This window comes from Streptomyces sp. NPDC048337 (genome assembly GCF_043201175.1).
Lineage (GTDB): Bacteria > Actinomycetota > Actinomycetes > Streptomycetales > Streptomycetaceae > Streptomyces.
The window spans coordinates 132,425-150,014 of the sequence record NZ_JBICYR010000001.1 but is presented as its reverse complement, the minus strand read 5'-3'; the positions used below and the strand labels follow the sequence as shown (position 1 = coordinate 150,014).

The window sequence follows — 17,590 nt, the reverse complement described above, 5'->3', positions numbered from 1 at the left end:
GTCGGACCGTCGGCGGGCGAACAGGCGCACCCGGCAGCGTTCCGGGGGTGTCCTCGTCCATCGTCCGCCGACGGGCGGCGCACGGCACCTCTATTTTCCGACCGGGGCACTGCGCCGGAGTTCAGTGGCCGCGGGTCAGGGCGGCGGGAGCGCCGGCCGACTGGGCCCCTTCCGACTCGAGAATCAGACGGTCCGGTTCTTGCATGGTCAGCACGTAGAGGTTGCCCTGGGGGCAGTCGAAGGTGGCCGCGCGGTCGGTCGGGTGGCCGGTCACCGCCTTGAAGACCACGCGGTTCGGCCCGACCTGCTGCAGTTCAAGGGCTTCCGTGCACCCCAGGTTGCGTCCGCTGGAGACCTCCTTGAGGTCGCTGGCCTGCCGGCCCACGAGGTCTCCGACCACCCCGGCGTGCAGGGTGACGGTGACGGCGAACTCGCCGGTCCTCGCCCGCGTGATGCCGTCCGCGTCCGGCGTCCCGGGCCCGACGCCGGACCACGTACCGACCCACGAGTCCGGGAGGGACGCCGCCGAGGACGACCGGGCGGACGGGGTGGGCGTCGGCGTGGAGGAGGCGCCGGGGGGCGCGGCCCCGTCACCGTCGTCGCCCCAGGGCAGCCGGATCGCGAGCGTGACGACCGCCGCGAGGACGGCGGCACCGGCGGCCGTGCCCAGCAGCAGCGGCCGGCGGGCGGCGGGGGCGGAGGAGGGAAGCGGAGTGGGCAGTGGAGTGCCGGCCTGCATGGGCGGGGGCACCGGCGCCGTGGGAGTGGGCGCGACCGGCGACCGCTGCCCGGGAACGGGCGGCGTACCACTCCCCGCAGGGGCTTGGACCGGTGGCTGCGGTACGGACAGGAGTCCTCGGAGTTCGACCTCCCGGCGGGCGACGTCCGCCGGCAGCTCCGGCGGCACCACCCCGCTCCAGTCGGTCTCCTGCCCCTCCCGCTCCTCCGCGGCGCCGAGCCGCGCCAGCACCTCCCCGGCCGTCGGGCGCCGGTCCGGATCCTTGGCGAGGCACTCCCGTACCAGCGGAAGCAGCGGCTGCGGCACGCCGTCGAGAAGGGGCTCGTCGTGGACGATCCGGTACAGGAGCGCCGGCAGTTCCAGCTCCTCGCCGTGCGCCAGGAAGGGGCCGCGGCCGGTGGCCGCGTACACGAGGACCGCCGCGAGGGAGAACACGTCGGCCGGCGCCCCGGCCACGCTGCCGGTCGCCTGCTCCGGTGCGAGGTAGCCGGGCGTGCCGATGACCGCGCCCGTCCGGGTGTGGCGCGGGTCGCGCGCGGCGCGGGCGATGCCGAAGTCGATGAGGAAGGGCCGCTCCGGCCCGAGCAGTACGTTCGCCGGCTTGATGTCGCGGTGGACCACCCCCGCCGCCCGTACGGCGACCAGCGCGGCCGACAGCTCCCGGGCCAGGCACCGCACGGCCGGCGCCGGCAGCGGCCCGTGCCGGCGCACCCAGTCGCCCAGTGACGGTGCGGCGATGTACTCCGTCGCCAGCCACTGCGGCACCGTCCCCGGCGGGCTGAAGTCCACCACCGAGACCGTCCACGCACTGCGCACCCGGTCGTTGGTGCGTATCTCCCGGGTGAACCGTTCGGCGAAGTCGGGCTCCAGGCTCAGGTCCCGGTGCACGGTCTTCAGGGCCAGGGGCCGGCCGGACGCCGTCCGGGCCAGGAACACCTCGCCCATGCCTCCCTCGCCGAGCCGCCCCAGCAGGCGGTACCCGCCGATCTCCGACGGGTCACCGTTCCGCAATGACTCCACCAACTGCCCCCGCCCCCCAGCCCCTTGGGCCACCTTAAGGGACGAGGTCCGTGCCCAGGGTGATCGTGGCGCGGGGTTCCATCGGCTCCTCACCTCGGCGGGAGAGCAGCACGATCTCGTGGACCCGTGCCGACAGGCTGCCCAGGCGGGCGGCGCACTCCGCCGCCAGCCCCCGCGGATCGCGGGTGCGCCCCAGTGACAGGTGCGGCGTGAAGCGCGGGAAGCGGCCGCGGCAGCCGGGGAACGGCTCCGCCAGCGCCGCCTGGAGGGCCGTCCAGGGGCCGAGGCCGGCCGCGGCCGGGTCCAGCCACACGGTGGAGTACGCGCGGTGCCGGAAGCTGTGCACGCCGCTGAGCCGGATGGCGAACGGCTCGATCCCGGCGGCCGCGGCCGCCAGCAGCGGGACCGCCCGCGCGAAGTCGGCCTCCGGTACGAAGCCGAAGAGCAGGTTCACATGCGGTGGCCAGCGGCGGATCTGGGGGTCGTGCTCGGCGCGGATGCTCTGGATGGGAGGCCACAGCCCGGCCGGCGGCAGCCACACGACGGCGGTCCGCGGCGTCGGTGCGACGTCGAGGAACCCGGGGGCGCCGGCTCCGCCGCCGGCGGTCGGAGACACGTTCACACGGCCATGATGCCCTCGGGCCGCACGGCGGAACGGCTCACAGCGACGGGTCCCGGTGCGTGGTGTCGCCGTCGAGGACCGTGAGCCGGACGGGCAGGGCCGGCAGGTCGGTGGGGGCGGTCGTGAGCGGGTTCTCGGCGAAGGCCGTGAGGTCCGCGCGGTGGCCGACGGCGAGGCGACCGGCCCGATCCTCCTCCCCCGCCGCCCACGCGGCGTTGACGGTCATGCCCTGGAGGGCCTCCAGGGCGGTGAGCGCCTGGCCGGGGCCGTGCGGGTCGCGCCGGGCGGAGTGAATCCGGCCGGCGCCGTCGCCCTGCCGGCCGGCGTGGCCGCGGCCGCCCTCTGCGTCCGACACGCTCTACACGGCTCCGATCGCCGGGCGCCCTCGGGGCGGCACGGACTTCTCCCTGCCCGTCGGCATGACCGTCTCCGCCGTCCTCCACGCCGTCGTGATGCGCGGCGACCGCACCGTCCTCGCCGCACGCGCGCCCGAACGGCCCAAAGCTGCTTAGATCGAGCCAGGCGACGGAGACCGGGGACCGTGAGCGCGGCCCCGCGTGACACCACAGGGAGAGACGATGGCCAGGGCCCCGAGGACGGACACACAGTCGCCCGCACCGCGGCACGACGCCGACAGCCACGATCTGATCCGCGTCCACGGCGCGCGCGTGAACAACCTCAAGGACGTCAGCATCGAGATCCCCAAGCGCCGGCTGACGGTGTTCACCGGCGTCTCCGGCTCCGGCAAGAGCTCGCTGGTGTTCGACACGATCGCCGCGGAGTCCCAGCGGCTGATCAACGAGACGTACAGCGCCTTCGTACAGGGCTTCATGCCAACGCTGGCGCGCCCCGAGGTCGACGTGCTCGAAGGGCTGACGACGGCGATCATCGTGGACCAGCAGCGGATGGGCGCCGACCCCCGCTCCACGGTCGGCACCGCCACCGACGCCAACGCTATGCTGCGCATCCTCTTCAGCCGGCTGGGGAAGCCGCACATCGGCTCGCCCAAGGCCTTCTCCTTCAACGTCGCCTCGATCAGCGGCGCGGGTGCGGTCACCGTGGAGCGCGCCGGACAGAAGGTGAAGGAACGCCGCAGCTTCAGCATCACGGGCGGCATGTGTCCGCGCTGCGAGGGCCGGGGCGCCGTCACCGATCTGGACCCCGCCCAGCTCTACGACGACACCAAGTCCCTCAACGAGGGCGCGATGAACATCCCCGGCTACAAGGCGGGCGGCTGGAACCACCGGCTGTACAGCGAGTCGGGCCTGTTCGACCCGGACAAGCCGATCCGCAGGTTCACCAAGAAGGAGCTGCAGGACTTCCTCCACCGCGAGCCGACGCGGATGAAGATCGCCGGCATCAACATGACCTACGAGGGACTGGTGCCGCGGATCCGGAAGTCGATGCTCGCCAAGGACCGCGAGGGCATGCAGCCGCACATCCGGGAGTTCGTGGACCGGGCGGTCACCTTCACCACCTGCCCCGACTGCGACGGCACCCGGCTCAACGAGGGCGCCCGGTCCTCGAAGATCAAGAAGATCGGCATCGCCGACGCCTGCGCGATGCAGATCAGCGACCTGGCCGAGTGGGTCCGCGGCCTGGACGAGCCGTCGGTGGCGCCGCTGCTCGCCACTCTGCGGCACACCCTCGACTCCTTCGTCGAGATCGGGCTGGGCTACCTGTCGCTGGAACGGCCGGCGGGCACGCTGTCGGGCGGCGAGGCCCAGCGCGTCAAGATGATCCGCCACCTCGGCTCCGCGCTCACCGACACCACGTACGTCTTCGACGAGCCCACCACCGGCCTGCACCCCCACGACATCCAGCGGATGAACGAACTGCTGCTGCGGCTCCGGGACAAGGGCAACACGGTGCTCGTCGTCGAGCACAAGCCCCAGACGATCGCGATCGCCGACCACGTGGTCGACCTGGGCCCCGGCGCCGGCTCGGCGGGCGGCACCGTCTGCTTCGAGGGCACCGTCGAGGGTCTGCGGTCCGGCGACACCATCACCGGCCGCCACCTCGGGGACCGGGCCGCCCTCCGGGAGAAGGTGCGGATCCCCACCGGCACGCTGGAGATCCGCGGCGCGAGCACGCACAACCTGCGCGACATCGACGTCGACATCCCGCTCGGGGTGCTGACCGTCGTCACGGGCGTCGCCGGCTCCGGCAAGAGCTCGCTCGTCCACGGGTCGATCCCTGCCGACGAGGGTGTGGTGTCGGTCGACCAGGGCCCGATCCGCGGTTCCAGGCGGAGCAACCCGGCGACGTACACCGGACTGCTCGACCCGATCCGCAAGGCCTTCGCCAAGGCCAACGGGGTGAAGCCCGCGCTGTTCAGCGCCAACTCCGAGGGCGCCTGCCCCACCTGCAACGGCGCCGGCGTCATCTACACCGACCTGGCGATGATGGCCGGGGTCGCCACCACCTGCGAGGACTGCGAGGGCAAGCGGTTCGACGCGTCGGTGCTGGACTACCACCTCGGCGGCCGCGACATCAGCGAGGTGCTCGCGATGTCGGTGACCGAGGCCGAGGAGTTCTTCGGCGCCGGTGAGGCGCGCACTCCGGCCGCGCACCGCATCCTGGACCGGCTCGCCGACGTCGGGCTCGGCTACCTCACCCTCGGCCAGCCGCTCACCACGCTGTCCGGCGGCGAGCGGCAACGCCTCAAGCTGGCCACCCACATGGCCGACAAGGGCGGGGTCTACGTCCTCGACGAGCCGACCACGGGCCTCCACCTCGCCGACGTCGAGCAGCTGCTCGGCCTGCTCGACCGGCTGGTCGACTCCGGCAAGTCGGTCATCGTCATCGAGCACCATCCGGCGGTGATGGCGCACGCCGACTGGATCATCGACCTCGGCCCCGGCGCCGGCCACGACGGCGGCCGGCTCGTCTTCGAGGGCACCCCGGCCGACCTCGTCGCCGCCCGCTCCACCCTCACCGGCGAGCACCTGGCGGCCTACGTCGGCTCCTGACCATGTGACCATGGCCCCTCGGCACATCCGCACCTCATGGGGGGACCATGCGCACCCGCACCACCACCGCCACGACCGGCCTCGTCGCCGCGCTCGCGGTGCTCTTCGTACTGGCCGGTTGCACCGCACCGGGCGGGAGCCCGCGCGCGGCGGTGAGTTCCGCACCGTCGTCCGCGCCGGCACAGGGCGGTGGTTCCGGGTTCGAGGGGCCCCGGCCGCAGGACCAGAACCTGCTGGCGTGGACCGGCGACCCCAACGACGCGGGCCATGTCACCGCCCAGTCCGCGGCCGGGGTCGGCGGGCGGGTCACCCTCGTCCGGATCGTCCTGCGCGAGCAGACCACCTGGTCGAACATCTGGCTGGGACTCGCCGGCATCGACCCGAACGCCCAGCTGGCCGACTGCTACCTCGGCGTGTACGACACGAACGGCAAGCTGCTCGGGGCCACGGCGGACATCTCGCCCCAGCTGATGACCGACGCCATCGCGAAGCCACTGCCGCTCGGCAAGCCGTTCACGGCCGCCCCCGGGACCTACTTCATCGCCCTCCTGCTCAACGGCAATTGGGCCACCAACGCCCTCACCCTGAAGGCCACGGGAGCCGGCATCTCGGTCAACGCCGGTCTGGCGCCGCCGCAGCTGCGCTACAGCACCCTCCTGACCGGTCAGACCTCGCTGCCGGCCTCCGTGAACCTCGCCGAGCAGTCCACCAGCACCATCAACACCGGCTGGGCCAGCCAGTGGTACGGGGTCTCCTGAGCCCCCGGAGCCGAGGTCAGGCGAGCGCGCCGCCGGGGCCGAAGGCCAACGCGGCGAAGCGTTCGCCGATGCGGCGGTGCGTGGCGGCGTCCGGGTGGAGCTCGTCGGGCAGCGGCAGTTCCGCGAAGTCCGCCTCGCCGTAGAGCTCTCGGCCGTCGAGGTAGTGCAGGTTCGGGTCCTCGGCCGCCCGTTGCCCGACGATGCGGGCCAGTTCTTCGCGGATGACGCCCAGGGTCAGCTTCCCTGCCGCCCGTTCCGCGGGGTCGCCCGCGGCACGGAACCGGATCCTTCCCTCGCCGAGGCTGCCGAGGTCGGGTGCGCTGGGGCCGGGGGTGTCCTCGTGGATGGGGCACAGGATCGGCGAGACGACCAGGAGGGGGGTGCCGGGGTGGCCCTCGCGGATGGTGTCGAGGAAGCCGTGCACGGCGGGGCCGAAGGCGCGCAGGCGCATCAGGTCGGTGTTGACGAGGTTGATGCCGAGCTTGACGCTGATCAGGTCCGCGGGCCTGTCGCGCAGGGCGCGGGCGGTGAAGGGGTCGAGCAGGGCGCTGCCGCCCAGGCCCAGATTGGTCAGTTCCACTCCGCCGGCCGAGGCGGCCAGCGCGGGCCACGTGGTGCTGGGGCTCGCGGCATTGGAGCCGTGGCTGATCGAACTGCCGTGGTGCAGCCACCTCTTGCGTCCCCCGTCCGGCAGGGGTTCGGTGGGGGCGTCGGTGCGCAGGGCGACCAGCTGGGTGATCTCGTTGTACGGGAGCCAGATCTCGACGTCCTTGAGGCGGTCGGGGAGGCCGGAGAACCGGACGGTGCCGACCGGGCCGGGGCGGGTTTCGGCGGCGCCGGTAGCCATGTCCACCATCAGGACGTTGCCGCCGGTCACACTGGCCTGCGCGGCCGGTCGGCCGTCGACGAGCAGGTCGTACACGCCGTCGGGGCGGTCCGGGGCGCCCTGGTAGGCCACCTTCGTGCGCAGGGTGTCCAGTTCGACGGTGGTGGCGCGCGTGCGGAACACGAGCCGTACGCCGGAAGGCTGGGCCTCCGCCATGGCCAGCTGCCCGTCGGCGCACTGGGCGCGCGCCCGGGCGGGCAGCCGGTGCGGCAGCACCCCGTGTGCGGTGCGCTCCAGCTCCAGGGCGCCGCGCAGGAGGACGGCCGTGATGGGCGTACTGATGAGCGGGTTGACGTTCATGCCCGCATTCTGCCGGTCCGATGCATGGCCCGGCCATTTATTCTCGGCGGGCCGCGGTGACCAGCCAGGAGGTGCTGCGCAGCCACACCGCGCCGTCGCTCTCGTACGGGCGCAGCGTCTCGATCAGCTTGCGGCGGGCCCGCTGCCGCGTCTCGGGTCCGACCTGGCCGAGCATGTGGCGGCCGGGGCCGGAGTCGAGCAGGAAGGCCGCCGCGTCCTCGGCGTCCCTCCCCCAGTGCCCGGCGGCTCGCCCTGCTGGACTCCCTGCCCCCGGCGGTCGTGGGGCTGGCGATGAGCCGCCCCGCCGCCGCCCTGCACGCCCGGGAGGGGCTTCGGTCCGGTGCGCCCGCGTTCGACGCGATCCAGGACTCCTTCGCCGCCTACCTCCGGGCGGAGCAGCGCGGCGGCCGGGTCGCGCCGGAGGCCGACGCGGCGACGATCGCGCTCGCCCTCGTCGGCACCGTCCACCACCTGCTGATGACACGCGTGCCCGGCGGGGGCGAGGACGCCAAGGACGCCACCCAACGACTGGTGGCCGTCCTCCTCGGCACCGCGCCGTAGCGGCCACCGGCGGGCGGTGGCGGGCTGCGTCTACTGCGCTTCCGGCGGCTTGCCCTCCGCCGCGGACACCTCGACGAACTCGGCCATGCCCTTCACGTTGAGCCGAAGGATCGGGACCGCCTTGTTGCGCGGATTGCCGTTGTTCTGGAAGGAGATGAAGCCGCTGGCTCCCGCGACCTGCTGACTGCCGTCCATCTGGTGGAACATCCGGGCCACGGCGTCGCCGACGACCTGCCCCTGCCAGCGGGCGGCCATCTGGATGCCGTGGGCCGCGGTCAGCACGGCGTCGTGACCCATCAGGGCCCCGCCGTCGTCGCGCGGGTCGTGCGGGAACCACTGCTCGAGCAGCCCGCCCTGCTGGAAGTTGCGTGCCGACGGGGCGGACACCGCCTGCGGCGACGCGCGGTACATGTCCGGGTGCGAGAGGCCGGTGTAGAGGACCTCGACGCCCGTCTCGGCGGCGTGGGCCAGCTGTTCGGCGGTCAGGTTGGTCGTGTCGTCCCCGGCGAAGACGGTGAACTTCTGCTCCGGACAACTGCGGTTGGACAGGGCGTCGAGGAAGTGGGTGAGGTGGCGGCCGCGTCCCGCGAAGTAGACGATCTGGGGGCGCTGAAGACACAACTGGCCCGGCATGTAGCGCAGTTCGTTCTGCCAGGCGCTGCTCACGGAGGAGTCGTAGGTCATGCGTTCCGCGACCAGTCTGTGCTTCTCGCCTTCCTGGAAGGCCTCGGTGAACGCCGTGCCGAGGGTGGAGGCGTAGAGGTTCCCCTTGGCCACGTCCTGGATGACGACGGCGGTGCCGACGCCCCGCCGTTTGAGGTAGCCGGCGGCCGCGTACGCCTCGTCCACGTTGGTGGGCGCCACCCGTACGAAGCCGTTGATGCCCTGGATGTTCGTGGCGGTCATGGTGGCGCCGACCATGGCGATGCCGTTCTCGGAGAGGCGCTGTATGGCCGCGAGGTTCTCGTCCGTACTGGGGCCCAGGCCGGCCACCGCGACCAGCCGGTCCGGGGAGTCCTTGCGGGCGATCAGCTCGTCGACGGTGTGCCGCCAGTGCGCCGACCTGCTTCCCGCGTTGGCGATCAGCAGCCGGATCTTGGGCGTGGCGGCCAGGTCTCCGCGGTTGTGCCGGTACTGGGCCAGGTAGGCGCCCTGGAGTTCGTGCCGGATGCCTTCGGCCGAATTGCTGTCCTCGGCGGTCAACGTGAAGGAGGTCAGGTACGCGACGCTGACGTAGGGCTCCTTGTCCGCGTTGTCCAGGACGCGCTTGTTCTCCTCCTGGATCTTCTTCACGACCGCGTCGAGGTGCGGGGCGAAGGAATATGAGCCGTCGGTGACCCCGACGCACTCGTCGGAGGCGCCCTGTTCGACCACTCCGTCGGCGCATCTGGACTGCCGCTCCTGGATCCAGCCGACACCCAGCCAGGCGGCCGCCGCCAGCACGACGGCGGCGGCGGTCGCGAGGGCGACGCGGCGCACGACGTGCAGCGGCCATTCGACTCTGACCACGGGCTCAGCCCTCCCCTCCGGCGGTCAGCGGATCGCGCCAGTGGCGGTACCGTTCGGCTTCGTTGAAGAGGGCCACGATGTCGTTCCTCCGCAGTTGTGACAGCTGGGTGAAGCCGTCGGCGATCATGTCGTTGAGTCGCATCGCGGGGTCGGCGAGCGGATCGCTCCACACCCAGCGGGTGGTCACCAGTGTGTGGATCACGGACTCGACGCCCCTCACACCGCCGGGTCTGAGCGGGCCGAGCCCGGCGAGGAGTTCCAGCGGGCCGCCGTCCGCCGGGAGGCGGTTGGGGGCCGCCGTGATCGCGTCGAACTCGGCGATCCACTGCATCGCCGGCACGGCGCCGAAGCGCCATGTCAGATGCGCGGTGACCTCGTCGGTCCGCCCGAGGGCCAGCAGGTGGTACATCTCCTGCACCTGCTTGCCCTCGCCGCGGTAGTACTCGGCGAGGAGTTCGTGCGCGGCGTCCCAGGCGTCGGGCCGCCCGGCCAGCCGCCACAGCAGCAACCGGCGCAGCCACGGGTGGAGTACGGGGACGACGGTGAGCGGGCCCGACAGCAGCCAACGGGAGCGGATCTCGCCGAACAGCGCGTCGCCGGGGCTCAGGAGGCGGGTGCCGACGGAGAAGTCCCTGGCGGCGGCGCATTCGGCGAGGGCGGTGCGCTCGGTCTCGTCGAAGTCGCGCAGGAGGTGGCCGAGTGCGGTGTCGGCGAGGGTGGCGGTGCTCTCGCCGGTGCGCAGGGGCCGGTCCGGGAGGGTGCGCAGCCAGCGGTCCTGCTGCGGGCCCGAGTCAGGGGGCGGCCCGGACTGGCGCAGTACGTCGAGCACTTGGTGGACGGCGCGCGGCAGTCCGCCGGTCAGCCGGTGCACGAAGGGGGTGAGGCGGGTCAGCGGGGCCAGGTCGCTGTGCCCGCCGAGCTGGAGCTCTATGCGGATGCGCACCTCGTCCAGGTTGAGGTCGCGCAGGCGTAACGGGTACCACCAGGTGTCCTCGCTGTCGCGGGTCGGCCGGTGGGTGTTCCAGTCGGAGAGGGAGGCCCGGTCGGGGCCGCGCAGCTGCCAGGGCCAGGAGTCCCCGGTGGCGGGCCCCCAGCGGGGCAGCCAGCGGTTCGAGCTGGCGACGATGGTGAGCGGGTCGCTGTCGAGGCCGGCCACGACGGTGTTGTCGTGCCGCACGCGCAGCAGCAGGTCCAGGAAGCGGCGGCCGTACTCGGTGTGGGAGTTGTCGAGGAGCAGCAGGTAGGAGCGGGGCATGAAGCTGCGGGCGGTGTTGCGTCTGAGGTCCTCCAGGAACGCCGAGAAGAGGACGAGGTCGAGCCGCTCCTGCTCGTTCTCGTCGCCCTCGTGGCGCCACAGGTTGAGCTCGACGAGAGCCTCCATGGGATCGCCGCTGCGGATCATGGGATGCCGTCCGTACCACTGGGCGCCGGTGGTGAGCCGGCTGCCCAGCCTGCCGCCGAGCAGGTTGGGCATGCTGCGGCGGCCGCGGCGCAGGGCGTCCTGGAAGAGGGCGAGGGCGGCGGTGGAGGCGCCTTCCGGCATGCCGACCGCGCCCATGCCGACTTCGAAGAAGGCGGCCAGGTAGTCGCCGTGCCGGGCCTCGTTCTCCTCCTGGAACCGGTCGAGCTGCCGCTGCACCGCACGGCGGCCTTCGGCGAGGCTGCGCATCCTGAGTTCCTGGTCGGAGGCGAGGAGGCCGAGGCTGAGGAGCGGGAAGTGGGAGCGGCCGTAGCGGGGCAGTTTGCGTTCGAGCTGGCGCGCGAGCAGGCCGAGGGCGTAGCGGGGCAGGAGTGACTGCGCTCCGGCGAAGTTGACGAAGGCGAAGGGGTAGTCGGGCCCGAAGTGCTCCATGAGCGCGCTGTGCGCCTCGCTGGCACCGCTGCCGGGCGGTCCGAGCAGCATGGTGAGGGGACGCTCGGCCGCGGGGGATTCCTTCAGGGACGCGTCGACCAGGGACAGGATGCCGCTGCGTCCGCGCAGGCCCATGCCTGTACCCGGCTCCATCACGTTTCCCCCCACAGGATGCCGTAAACGAGGACACGAGCCTGCCATCCGAAGCCGGTGGCTGCCAGTGGCTTCGGCCCACCGACTCGATCTCCTGCCCGGTAGGGTGGTCGGATGATCGAGATTCGTCGTGCCGAACCGGGGGACGGGGACGCGCTCGGTGAGATCCACGCCGCGGCCTGGGAGGCGGCCTACGCCCCCTTCTTCGCACCGGAGTTCGCGGCGGACGGCGTCCGGGACCGGCGCACCCGATGGCATGCCCGGATCACGGCCGGGCCGGAGACGATCCTGCTCGCCGTACGCGACGGCCGCCCCTCGGCGCTGACCTTCTTCGGCCCGTCCCCGGCCCGGCCGGGTCTCGCCGAGATCCACAGCTTCTACGCGCACCCGGACTCCTGGGGCAGCGGGGTCGCGGCCGCGCTGATGAGCGGGACGCTGCACCGCCTGCGCGCCGACGGGTTCGCCGGGGCGCACCTGTGGACGCTGCGCGACACCCCCCGGTCCCGGAGCTTCTACGCCAAGGCCGGCTTCGCCGAGTGCGGCACCGCGCGCGCCCACGACTTCGGCGACGGCCATCCCCTTGAACAGGTCGAGTACGAGCAGACCTGGTAGCGGCGTCCTGCCCGGTACCCCGGGCGCGGCGGTCGCCCCGGCGTGATCGACCGGCCGTGTCGCCAGGGAGTCTCCGTCGCATGTGGGCCCTGCCGTGGGAGACTCGGCGGCGTTCCGATGGACTTCGTCCCCCTACGGGCGATTTCGCACCCGTACGGAATCCCGGACCCGTACCCGCGGAGGCCCGCGTGTTCCACCGACTCGCCCTCGTCCACGGAAGAACCGCCGCCCTGGCCCTCCTCGGCCTGGTCCTCACCCTCGCCGCCGTCCCCTCCCCCGCGGCTCCCACTCCGCGGACGGCACACGCGCCGCGGACGGTGACCACCGTCGCCGACAGCCCGGGCAGCGTAACGGCCCTGACCGGGTACGCGATCCAATCGACGGCGAAGGTCACGGACCCGGCGGCCACCGTGGCCAGTCCCGGCTACGCGGCGGCCGGCTGGTATCCGGCGGGCTCCCGATCCACCGTCCTCGCGGCCCTGCTCGCCGCCGGTGTCCACCCGGACCCCTTCTACTCCACCCGGCAGAAGCTGATCCCGGCCGCGGACTTCACCGTCCCGTGGTGGTACCGCTCGGACTTCGTCGTAGGCGACCCGACCGCCCGTACGTACCTGGACTTCAGCGGGGTCGTCTCCGCGGCCGACGTCTTCGTCAACGGCCGCGCGATCGCCGACGCGAGCACCGTCGCCGGCGCGTACACCCGGCACGAGTTCGATCTCACCGAGATCGTCAAGGCGGGCACCAATACGGTCGCCTTCCGGATCCGGCCGAACGATCCGCGCAAGCACCTCACCATGGGCTGGCTCGACTGGATCCAGCCGCCACCGGACGAGAACATGGGCATCGTCCGGGACGTCACGCTGCGCCGCGGCGGACCGGTCGCCCTTCGCGACGCGCACGTGGTGACCGGCCTGGCCATGCCGTCGATGGACTCGGCCGACCTGACCGTGAAGGCCCGGGTACGCAACGACTCCGCAGCCACCGTCACCACCACGGTGGCCGGCACCGCGGGCCCGGCCGCCGTCAGCCGGAGCGTCACGCTGGCCCCGCACGAGACCAGGACCGTGGTCTTCTCCCCCGCCGACCACCCCGCCCTCCGGCTGGCCTCACCCCGCGTGTGGTGGCCCGCCGCCATGGGCGAACAGCCGCTGTACGGTCTCGACCTGACCGCGACGGTGGACGGCACGCCCTCCGACACCGCACGCGCGGCCTTCGGCATCCGCGACGTGCGGGCGCCGCTCAACGCCGACGGCGCCCGCCAGTACCGGATCAACGGCCGCCCGCTGCTCGTCAAGGGCGGCGGCTGGTCCCCCGACGCGTTCCTGCGCTGGGACCGCACCTACGTGGAGGACCGGCTGAAGTACGCCCTCGACCTGGGCCTGAACACCCTGCGCCTGGAAGGACACCTCGAACCCGACGAGTTCTTCGACCTCGCCGACCGGTACGGGATCCTCACGCTCCCCGGCTGGGAGTGCTGTGACAAATGGGAAGGGGAGGTCAACGGCAGTGAGGCCGGCGAGGGTTGGGACACGCCCGACTTCCTGGTCGCGCAGGCGTCGATGGCCGCCGAGGCGGCCCGGCTGCGCCACCACCCCAGCGTGATCTCCTTCCTCATCGGCAGCGACTTCGCGCCGAACGAGGAGATCGAGCAGGGCTACGTCGACGCGCTGGAGGCAGCGGACTGGTCGGTCCCGGTGGTCCCCGCGGCCTCCGACGACTCCGCCCCGGTCACGGGGAGTTCGGGCATGAAGATGACCGGTCCGTACGACTGGGTCCCGCCCGGCTACTGGTACAACAAGCGCGAGGGCGGTGCCACCGGCTTCAACTCCGAGACCAGCGCGGGCCCGGACGTCCCCACCCTCGACACGCTGCGCCGCATGATGTCCCCGGCCGAGCTGGAGACCCTGTGGAAGAACCCGTCCGCCGCGCAGTACCACCGCTCCCCCTCGGCCACCTTCGCCACCCTCAGGCTGTACGACGCGGCGCTGGCGGGCCGGTACGGGCCCCCGACCGGCCTCGAGGACTACGTACGCAAGGCGCAGCTCGCCCAGTACGAGAACGTGCGCGCGCAGTTCGAGGCGTACGCGCGCCACGCCAAGGACGCCGCCGATCCGTCGACGGGCGTCATCTACTGGATGTTCAACAGCGGCTGGACCTCGCTCCACTGGCAGCTGCTGGACCGGTACCTCGACCAGGGCGGTGCCTACTTCGGCGCGAAGAAGGCGAACGAGCCGCTGCACATCCAGTACGGATACGACAACCGGGCGGTGACCGTCGTCAACAACCGGACGTCCGAGGCCGCGGGGCTGACGGCGCGGGTCACGCTCTTCAACACCGACGGCACGCAGAAGTACGACCGCACGGCGACCGGCCTGAGCGTGGCGGGCGGCGGCGCGAGCGGCACCGCGCTCACCGTCCCCGCCCCCGCGTCGGTCCCCGGCCTGTCCACCGCCTACCTGGCCCGGCTGCTGCTCACCGACGCCGCCGGCCGGGAGGTGAGCCGCAACGTCTACTGGCTCTCCACCAAGGCCGACGTGCTCGATTACGCCCGCACCGACTGGTACTACACGCCCACCACCGCCTACGCCGACCTCAAGGGCCTGAACTCGATGGGGCGTGCGACGGTCACCGCGACAGCCTCGACGACGACGGAGCCGGCGGACGGTCCGGATGCCTCGGGGACGTCCACGACGACGGTGATCGTACGCAACACGGGCACCGGCAGCACCCCGGCCCTGCTCACCGACGTCCACCTGGTGGGGGCGCAGGACGCGCCCGTCCTGCCCGTCCGGTGGAGCGACAACCAGATCAGCCTGTGGCCGGGCGAATCGGCGACGCTGACGGCGACCTACCGGACCGGAGACCTGCACGGCGCCGCGCCGCGTCTGCGGATCTCCGGGTGGAACACCCCGACGACCACGGTCCCGGCCGGCTGACGCCCCCCTACCGTGCAGGGTTGTTGTCTCCTCAGCAGGGCCGTGTCGGCTACGCCTGCCCGGCGACCGGCACGGCTGCGCCGCATTCCGCATGGCCCCAGCGGCTGCCGTTCTTGGTGATCGGGTCGCCGGCCGCGTACGGCTTCCCGCACGCGCAGGTTCCGGGGAACTTCGCCTTGATGGCCCTGGAGCCGCCTGCGGCCGGGGTCCCGTCGGACGTCCTGCGGCGGGCGGCGCCGGCCTTCTGCCGCGAGGGCGTGCTGCGGGCGGGGGCCGGGCGCGGCATCTCCTCGTCGCCGTGGGCCGTGCCGGCGGCCTGCTGGGTCAGGGCGGCGTCGCTGGCGGCCTGGTCGGCGATCGCGTTCAGGTGGTCGCCGTCCTCGCGGTGTGCCGGAACGTACCGGAAGGTCACGTCGCGCTCGGTCAGGAGCAGGTCGATCCGCTCGACGAGCTCGCGGTTGGCGACGGGCTGGCCGGAGGCCGTCTTCCACCCGTTGCGCTTCCAGCCCGGCAGCCACTGCGTCACGGCCTTCATCGCGTACTGGGAGTCCATGCGCACCTCGACCGAGGTACCCGGGGCGACGGCCTCCAGCAGCCGCTGGAGGGCGGTCAGCTCCCCGACGTTGTTCGTGGCCCGTCCCAGCGGGCCGGCCTCCCAGCGCTCGGGGCGCCCCTCGGCGTCGGCGATGACCCAGGCCCACGCGGCCGGCCCCGGATTCCCCTTGGCCGCTCCGTCACAGGCGGCGATGATGCGATCAGACATCCCCCGATCATGCCGCACGCCATCGCCTGCCCGTTACTTGCTCCGGCTCACCGGTTGCGACGGGTGCACGGGGTGTCAGGCGTCGGCCAGGAGCTCGGGCCCGTTGTTGCGGACGCTGTTGACCGCGGTGGACACGGCCCGGACGTCCAGGCGGCCTCCGGCGGGGGCCGCGAGGAGGGCGCGCAGTTCGTCCGGGTCCTGGTGGGCGGGGTCGAGCCAGGCCTCGTAGTCGCCCGGAGCGAGGGCCAGGGGCATGCGGGGGTGGATGCGGCCGGCGGTGTCGGTGGCCTCGGTGGTGATGATCGTGCAGGTCGCCCACCATGCCGCCGGATCGTCGTCGGCGACCGCGGGGTCGCGCCAGAACTCGTACAGCCCGGCCATCGCCATCACCGTGCCGTCCTCGGGGCGGATGAAGTAGGGCTGCTTGTAGGCCTTGGCATCGGCGGTGGCGGGGACGGCCTGCCACTCGTAGAAGCCGTCGGCGGGGAGCAGGCACCGGCGTTTGGCGAAGGCGCGCCGGAAGGCGGGCTTCTCGTGCACCGTCTCCACCCGCGCGTTGATCATCTTCGCACCGCCGGACGGGCTCTTCGACCAGGACGGCACCAGCCCCCAGCGCAGCGGCCTCAGCCTCCGCTCCAGGAGCCCGCTCTCGCGGTCCGCGCGCTCCAGGACCGCCCACACGGCGTCGGTCGGGGCGACGTTCCAGCTCGGGGGCAGTGCGTCCGCGGGCTCCGGGGGTGCCGTCCGGAACAGGCCGGAGAGGTCCTCGGGGCTGCGGGTGGATACGTAGCGACCACACATACGGCCAGACTGCCACGTGCGGCCCGTCACTCGTGGCTCACGCGTGTCGGGGCCCCTCGCGTCGTCTACTGGGGGCGGTAGGAAATCAACGGCGATTTCTCTGGAGGACCGGCATGAGGAAGATCATCGCGCAGCTGTTCATCTCGCTCGACGGCGTCGTGGAGGCGCCCGACCAGTGGCACTTCCCGTACTTCAACGACGAGATGGGGGCGGCCGTCGACGCGAGTCTGGGCTCCGTCGACACGTTGCTGCTCGGGCGCAGGACGTACGACAGCTTCGCCGGGGCGTGGCCCGGGCGGGAGGCGGCCGGCGGGGAGGACGCCCCGTTCGCCAAGGTGCTCGGCGACGCCCGGAAGATCGTCGTCACGAGGAACCGGCAGCTCGAACTCACCTGGCGGAACTCCGAGCCGATCGGGGGCGATCTCGTCCGGGCGGTCACCGCCCTGAAGAACGAGCCGGGCGGCACCGACATCGCGATGAGCGGCTCGGTCTCCGTCGTGCGTCAGCTGCTGGGCGCGGGGCTGCTGGACGGTCTGCACCTGATGGTCCACCCGATCGCCGTCCGCAAGGGCATGCGGCTGTTCGACGAGGGTGAGCCCTCGATCCCGCTCGAACTGGTCTCCTCGGAGACCTTCGGGACGGGGGTGCTGAACCTCGTGTACGCCCCTGCGGCTTCGCCGGGCAGCGGCACCTACGAGGACGCCAAGGCCCACCTGCCGAGGACCGGGCGGTAGCCCCGGGGGACGTCGTCAGTCGACGTCGAGGTGGTAGGCGCCGGCCCGCGCGTCGGCGAACAGCGTGAACTGCACCTCCGGCGGGCCCGCGTCGCCGTCGCCGTTGCCGTCCAGCTCCACCGGCTCCGCGTCCACGAGGACGTACTCGCCGTATCCCTCGAAGTCCCCGGGCCCGTCGGCGACACCGATGTGGATCGGGGTCTCGTCGGGAACGTCCGCGAGGGCTTCGCGCAGGCGCGCCGCGGTCCATACCTGCGGTTCGTGATCGAACATCTCAGCCATGCGCCGAGGTTAGAACCACCGGCCGCCGGAAACCCGGCACGGCGCGCCGGAGACACGCGGCCGCGGCCGGCGGAGCGCCGGGCGCCCTTG

Annotated in this window: 16 protein-coding genes; 6 read left to right on the top strand and 10 right to left on the bottom strand. The window is 72.6% G+C overall.

Features of this window, described 5'->3' with window-relative positions; genetic code table 11:
* Positions 1-121 precede the first annotated feature (121 nt).
* The 3 genes from ACGFYU_RS00720 to ACGFYU_RS00710 are packed head-to-tail and all read right to left on the bottom strand — an operon-like array spanning position 122 to position 2,736.
* Positions 122-1,759 carry a serine/threonine-protein kinase gene (locus ACGFYU_RS00720; protein WP_393825053.1) on the bottom strand — a complete coding sequence of 546 codons (1,638 nt, stop codon included), beginning with the start codon at positions 1,757-1,759 and terminating at the stop codon, positions 122-124.
* Between the two features lie 34 nt (positions 1,760-1,793).
* On the bottom strand, positions 1,794-2,381 hold the full coding sequence (locus ACGFYU_RS00715) for a 2'-5' RNA ligase family protein (protein WP_393825052.1): 588 nt from the start codon (positions 2,379-2,381) through the stop codon (positions 1,794-1,796).
* 37 nt (positions 2,382-2,418) lie between these two features.
* Positions 2,419-2,736 carry an amidohydrolase family protein gene (locus ACGFYU_RS00710; protein ID WP_393825051.1) on the bottom strand — a complete coding sequence of 106 codons (318 nt, stop codon included), beginning with the start codon at positions 2,734-2,736 and terminating at the stop codon, positions 2,419-2,421.
* Between the two features lie 223 nt (positions 2,737-2,959).
* Between ACGFYU_RS00710 and ACGFYU_RS00705 the strand changes: the two genes are divergently transcribed.
* Positions 2,960-5,353 (top strand): ATP-binding cassette domain-containing protein, encoded by a 2,394-nt coding sequence (locus tag ACGFYU_RS00705; protein ID WP_393825050.1) that lies wholly within the window; start codon positions 2,960-2,962, stop codon positions 5,351-5,353.
* A gap of 47 nt (positions 5,354-5,400) precedes the next feature.
* On the top strand, positions 5,401-6,111 hold the full coding sequence (locus tag ACGFYU_RS00700; protein ID WP_393825049.1) for a hypothetical protein: 711 nt from the start codon (positions 5,401-5,403) through the stop codon (positions 6,109-6,111).
* Positions 6,112-6,127: 16 nt separating this feature from the next.
* On the opposite strand, the gene ACGFYU_RS00695 is transcribed toward ACGFYU_RS00700, so the two are convergent.
* Both ACGFYU_RS00695 and ACGFYU_RS00690 read right to left on the bottom strand, forming a co-directional pair.
* Positions 6,128-7,297 (bottom strand): GDSL-type esterase/lipase family protein, encoded by a 1,170-nt coding sequence (locus ACGFYU_RS00695; protein WP_393825048.1) that lies wholly within the window; start codon positions 7,295-7,297, stop codon positions 6,128-6,130.
* 37 nt (positions 7,298-7,334) lie between these two features.
* The gene (locus tag ACGFYU_RS00690) at positions 7,335-7,472 is read right to left on the bottom strand and encodes a hypothetical protein (protein ID WP_393825047.1); all 138 of its coding nucleotides are present in this window, start codon (positions 7,470-7,472) and stop codon (positions 7,335-7,337) included.
* A 116-nt stretch (positions 7,473-7,588) separates the two neighbouring features.
* Between ACGFYU_RS00690 and ACGFYU_RS00685 the strand changes: the two genes are divergently transcribed.
* Positions 7,589-7,858, top strand: coding sequence for a hypothetical protein (locus ACGFYU_RS00685; protein ID WP_393825046.1), 270 nt, complete (start codon positions 7,589-7,591; stop codon positions 7,856-7,858).
* 30 nt (positions 7,859-7,888) lie between these two features.
* Here the strand turns inward: ACGFYU_RS00685 and ACGFYU_RS00680 are convergent, their stop codons facing one another.
* Both ACGFYU_RS00680 and ACGFYU_RS00675 read right to left on the bottom strand, forming a co-directional pair.
* Positions 7,889-9,367 carry a branched-chain amino acid ABC transporter substrate-binding protein gene (locus ACGFYU_RS00680; protein ID WP_393825045.1) on the bottom strand — a complete coding sequence of 493 codons (1,479 nt, stop codon included), beginning with the start codon at positions 9,365-9,367 and terminating at the stop codon, positions 7,889-7,891.
* Between the two features lie 4 nt (positions 9,368-9,371).
* Positions 9,372-11,372 (bottom strand): hypothetical protein, encoded by a 2,001-nt coding sequence (locus ACGFYU_RS00675; RefSeq protein WP_393825044.1) that lies wholly within the window; start codon positions 11,370-11,372, stop codon positions 9,372-9,374.
* Positions 11,373-11,486: 114 nt separating this feature from the next.
* Between ACGFYU_RS00675 and ACGFYU_RS00670 the strand changes: the two genes are divergently transcribed.
* A complete protein-coding gene (locus tag ACGFYU_RS00670) occupies positions 11,487-11,984 on the top strand; it encodes a GNAT family N-acetyltransferase (RefSeq protein ID WP_393825043.1) in 498 nt (165 codons plus the stop codon).
* 188 nt (positions 11,985-12,172) lie between these two features.
* Positions 12,173-14,920, top strand: a complete 2,748-nt coding sequence (locus ACGFYU_RS00665) for an exo-beta-D-glucosaminidase (protein ID WP_393825042.1) — start codon at positions 12,173-12,175, stop codon at positions 14,918-14,920.
* Between the two features lie 49 nt (positions 14,921-14,969).
* On the opposite strand, the gene ACGFYU_RS00660 is transcribed toward ACGFYU_RS00665, so the two are convergent.
* Complete coding sequence (locus ACGFYU_RS00660) at positions 14,970-15,683, bottom strand: ribonuclease H (protein WP_393825041.1); 714 nt, start codon at positions 15,681-15,683, stop codon at positions 14,970-14,972.
* Between the two features lie 75 nt (positions 15,684-15,758).
* A complete protein-coding gene (locus ACGFYU_RS00655) occupies positions 15,759-16,484 on the bottom strand; it encodes an SOS response-associated peptidase (protein ID WP_393825040.1) in 726 nt (241 codons plus the stop codon).
* Between the two features lie 113 nt (positions 16,485-16,597).
* Here ACGFYU_RS00655 and ACGFYU_RS00650 point away from each other — a divergent pair, with 113 nt between their 5' ends.
* Positions 16,598-17,218, top strand: coding sequence for a dihydrofolate reductase family protein (locus ACGFYU_RS00650; protein ID WP_393825039.1), 621 nt, complete (start codon positions 16,598-16,600; stop codon positions 17,216-17,218).
* Positions 17,219-17,233: 15 nt separating this feature from the next.
* On the opposite strand, the gene ACGFYU_RS00645 is transcribed toward ACGFYU_RS00650, so the two are convergent.
* On the bottom strand, positions 17,234-17,500 hold the full coding sequence (locus tag ACGFYU_RS00645; RefSeq protein WP_393825038.1) for a DUF6225 family protein: 267 nt from the start codon (positions 17,498-17,500) through the stop codon (positions 17,234-17,236).
* Positions 17,501-17,590 lie beyond the last annotated feature (90 nt).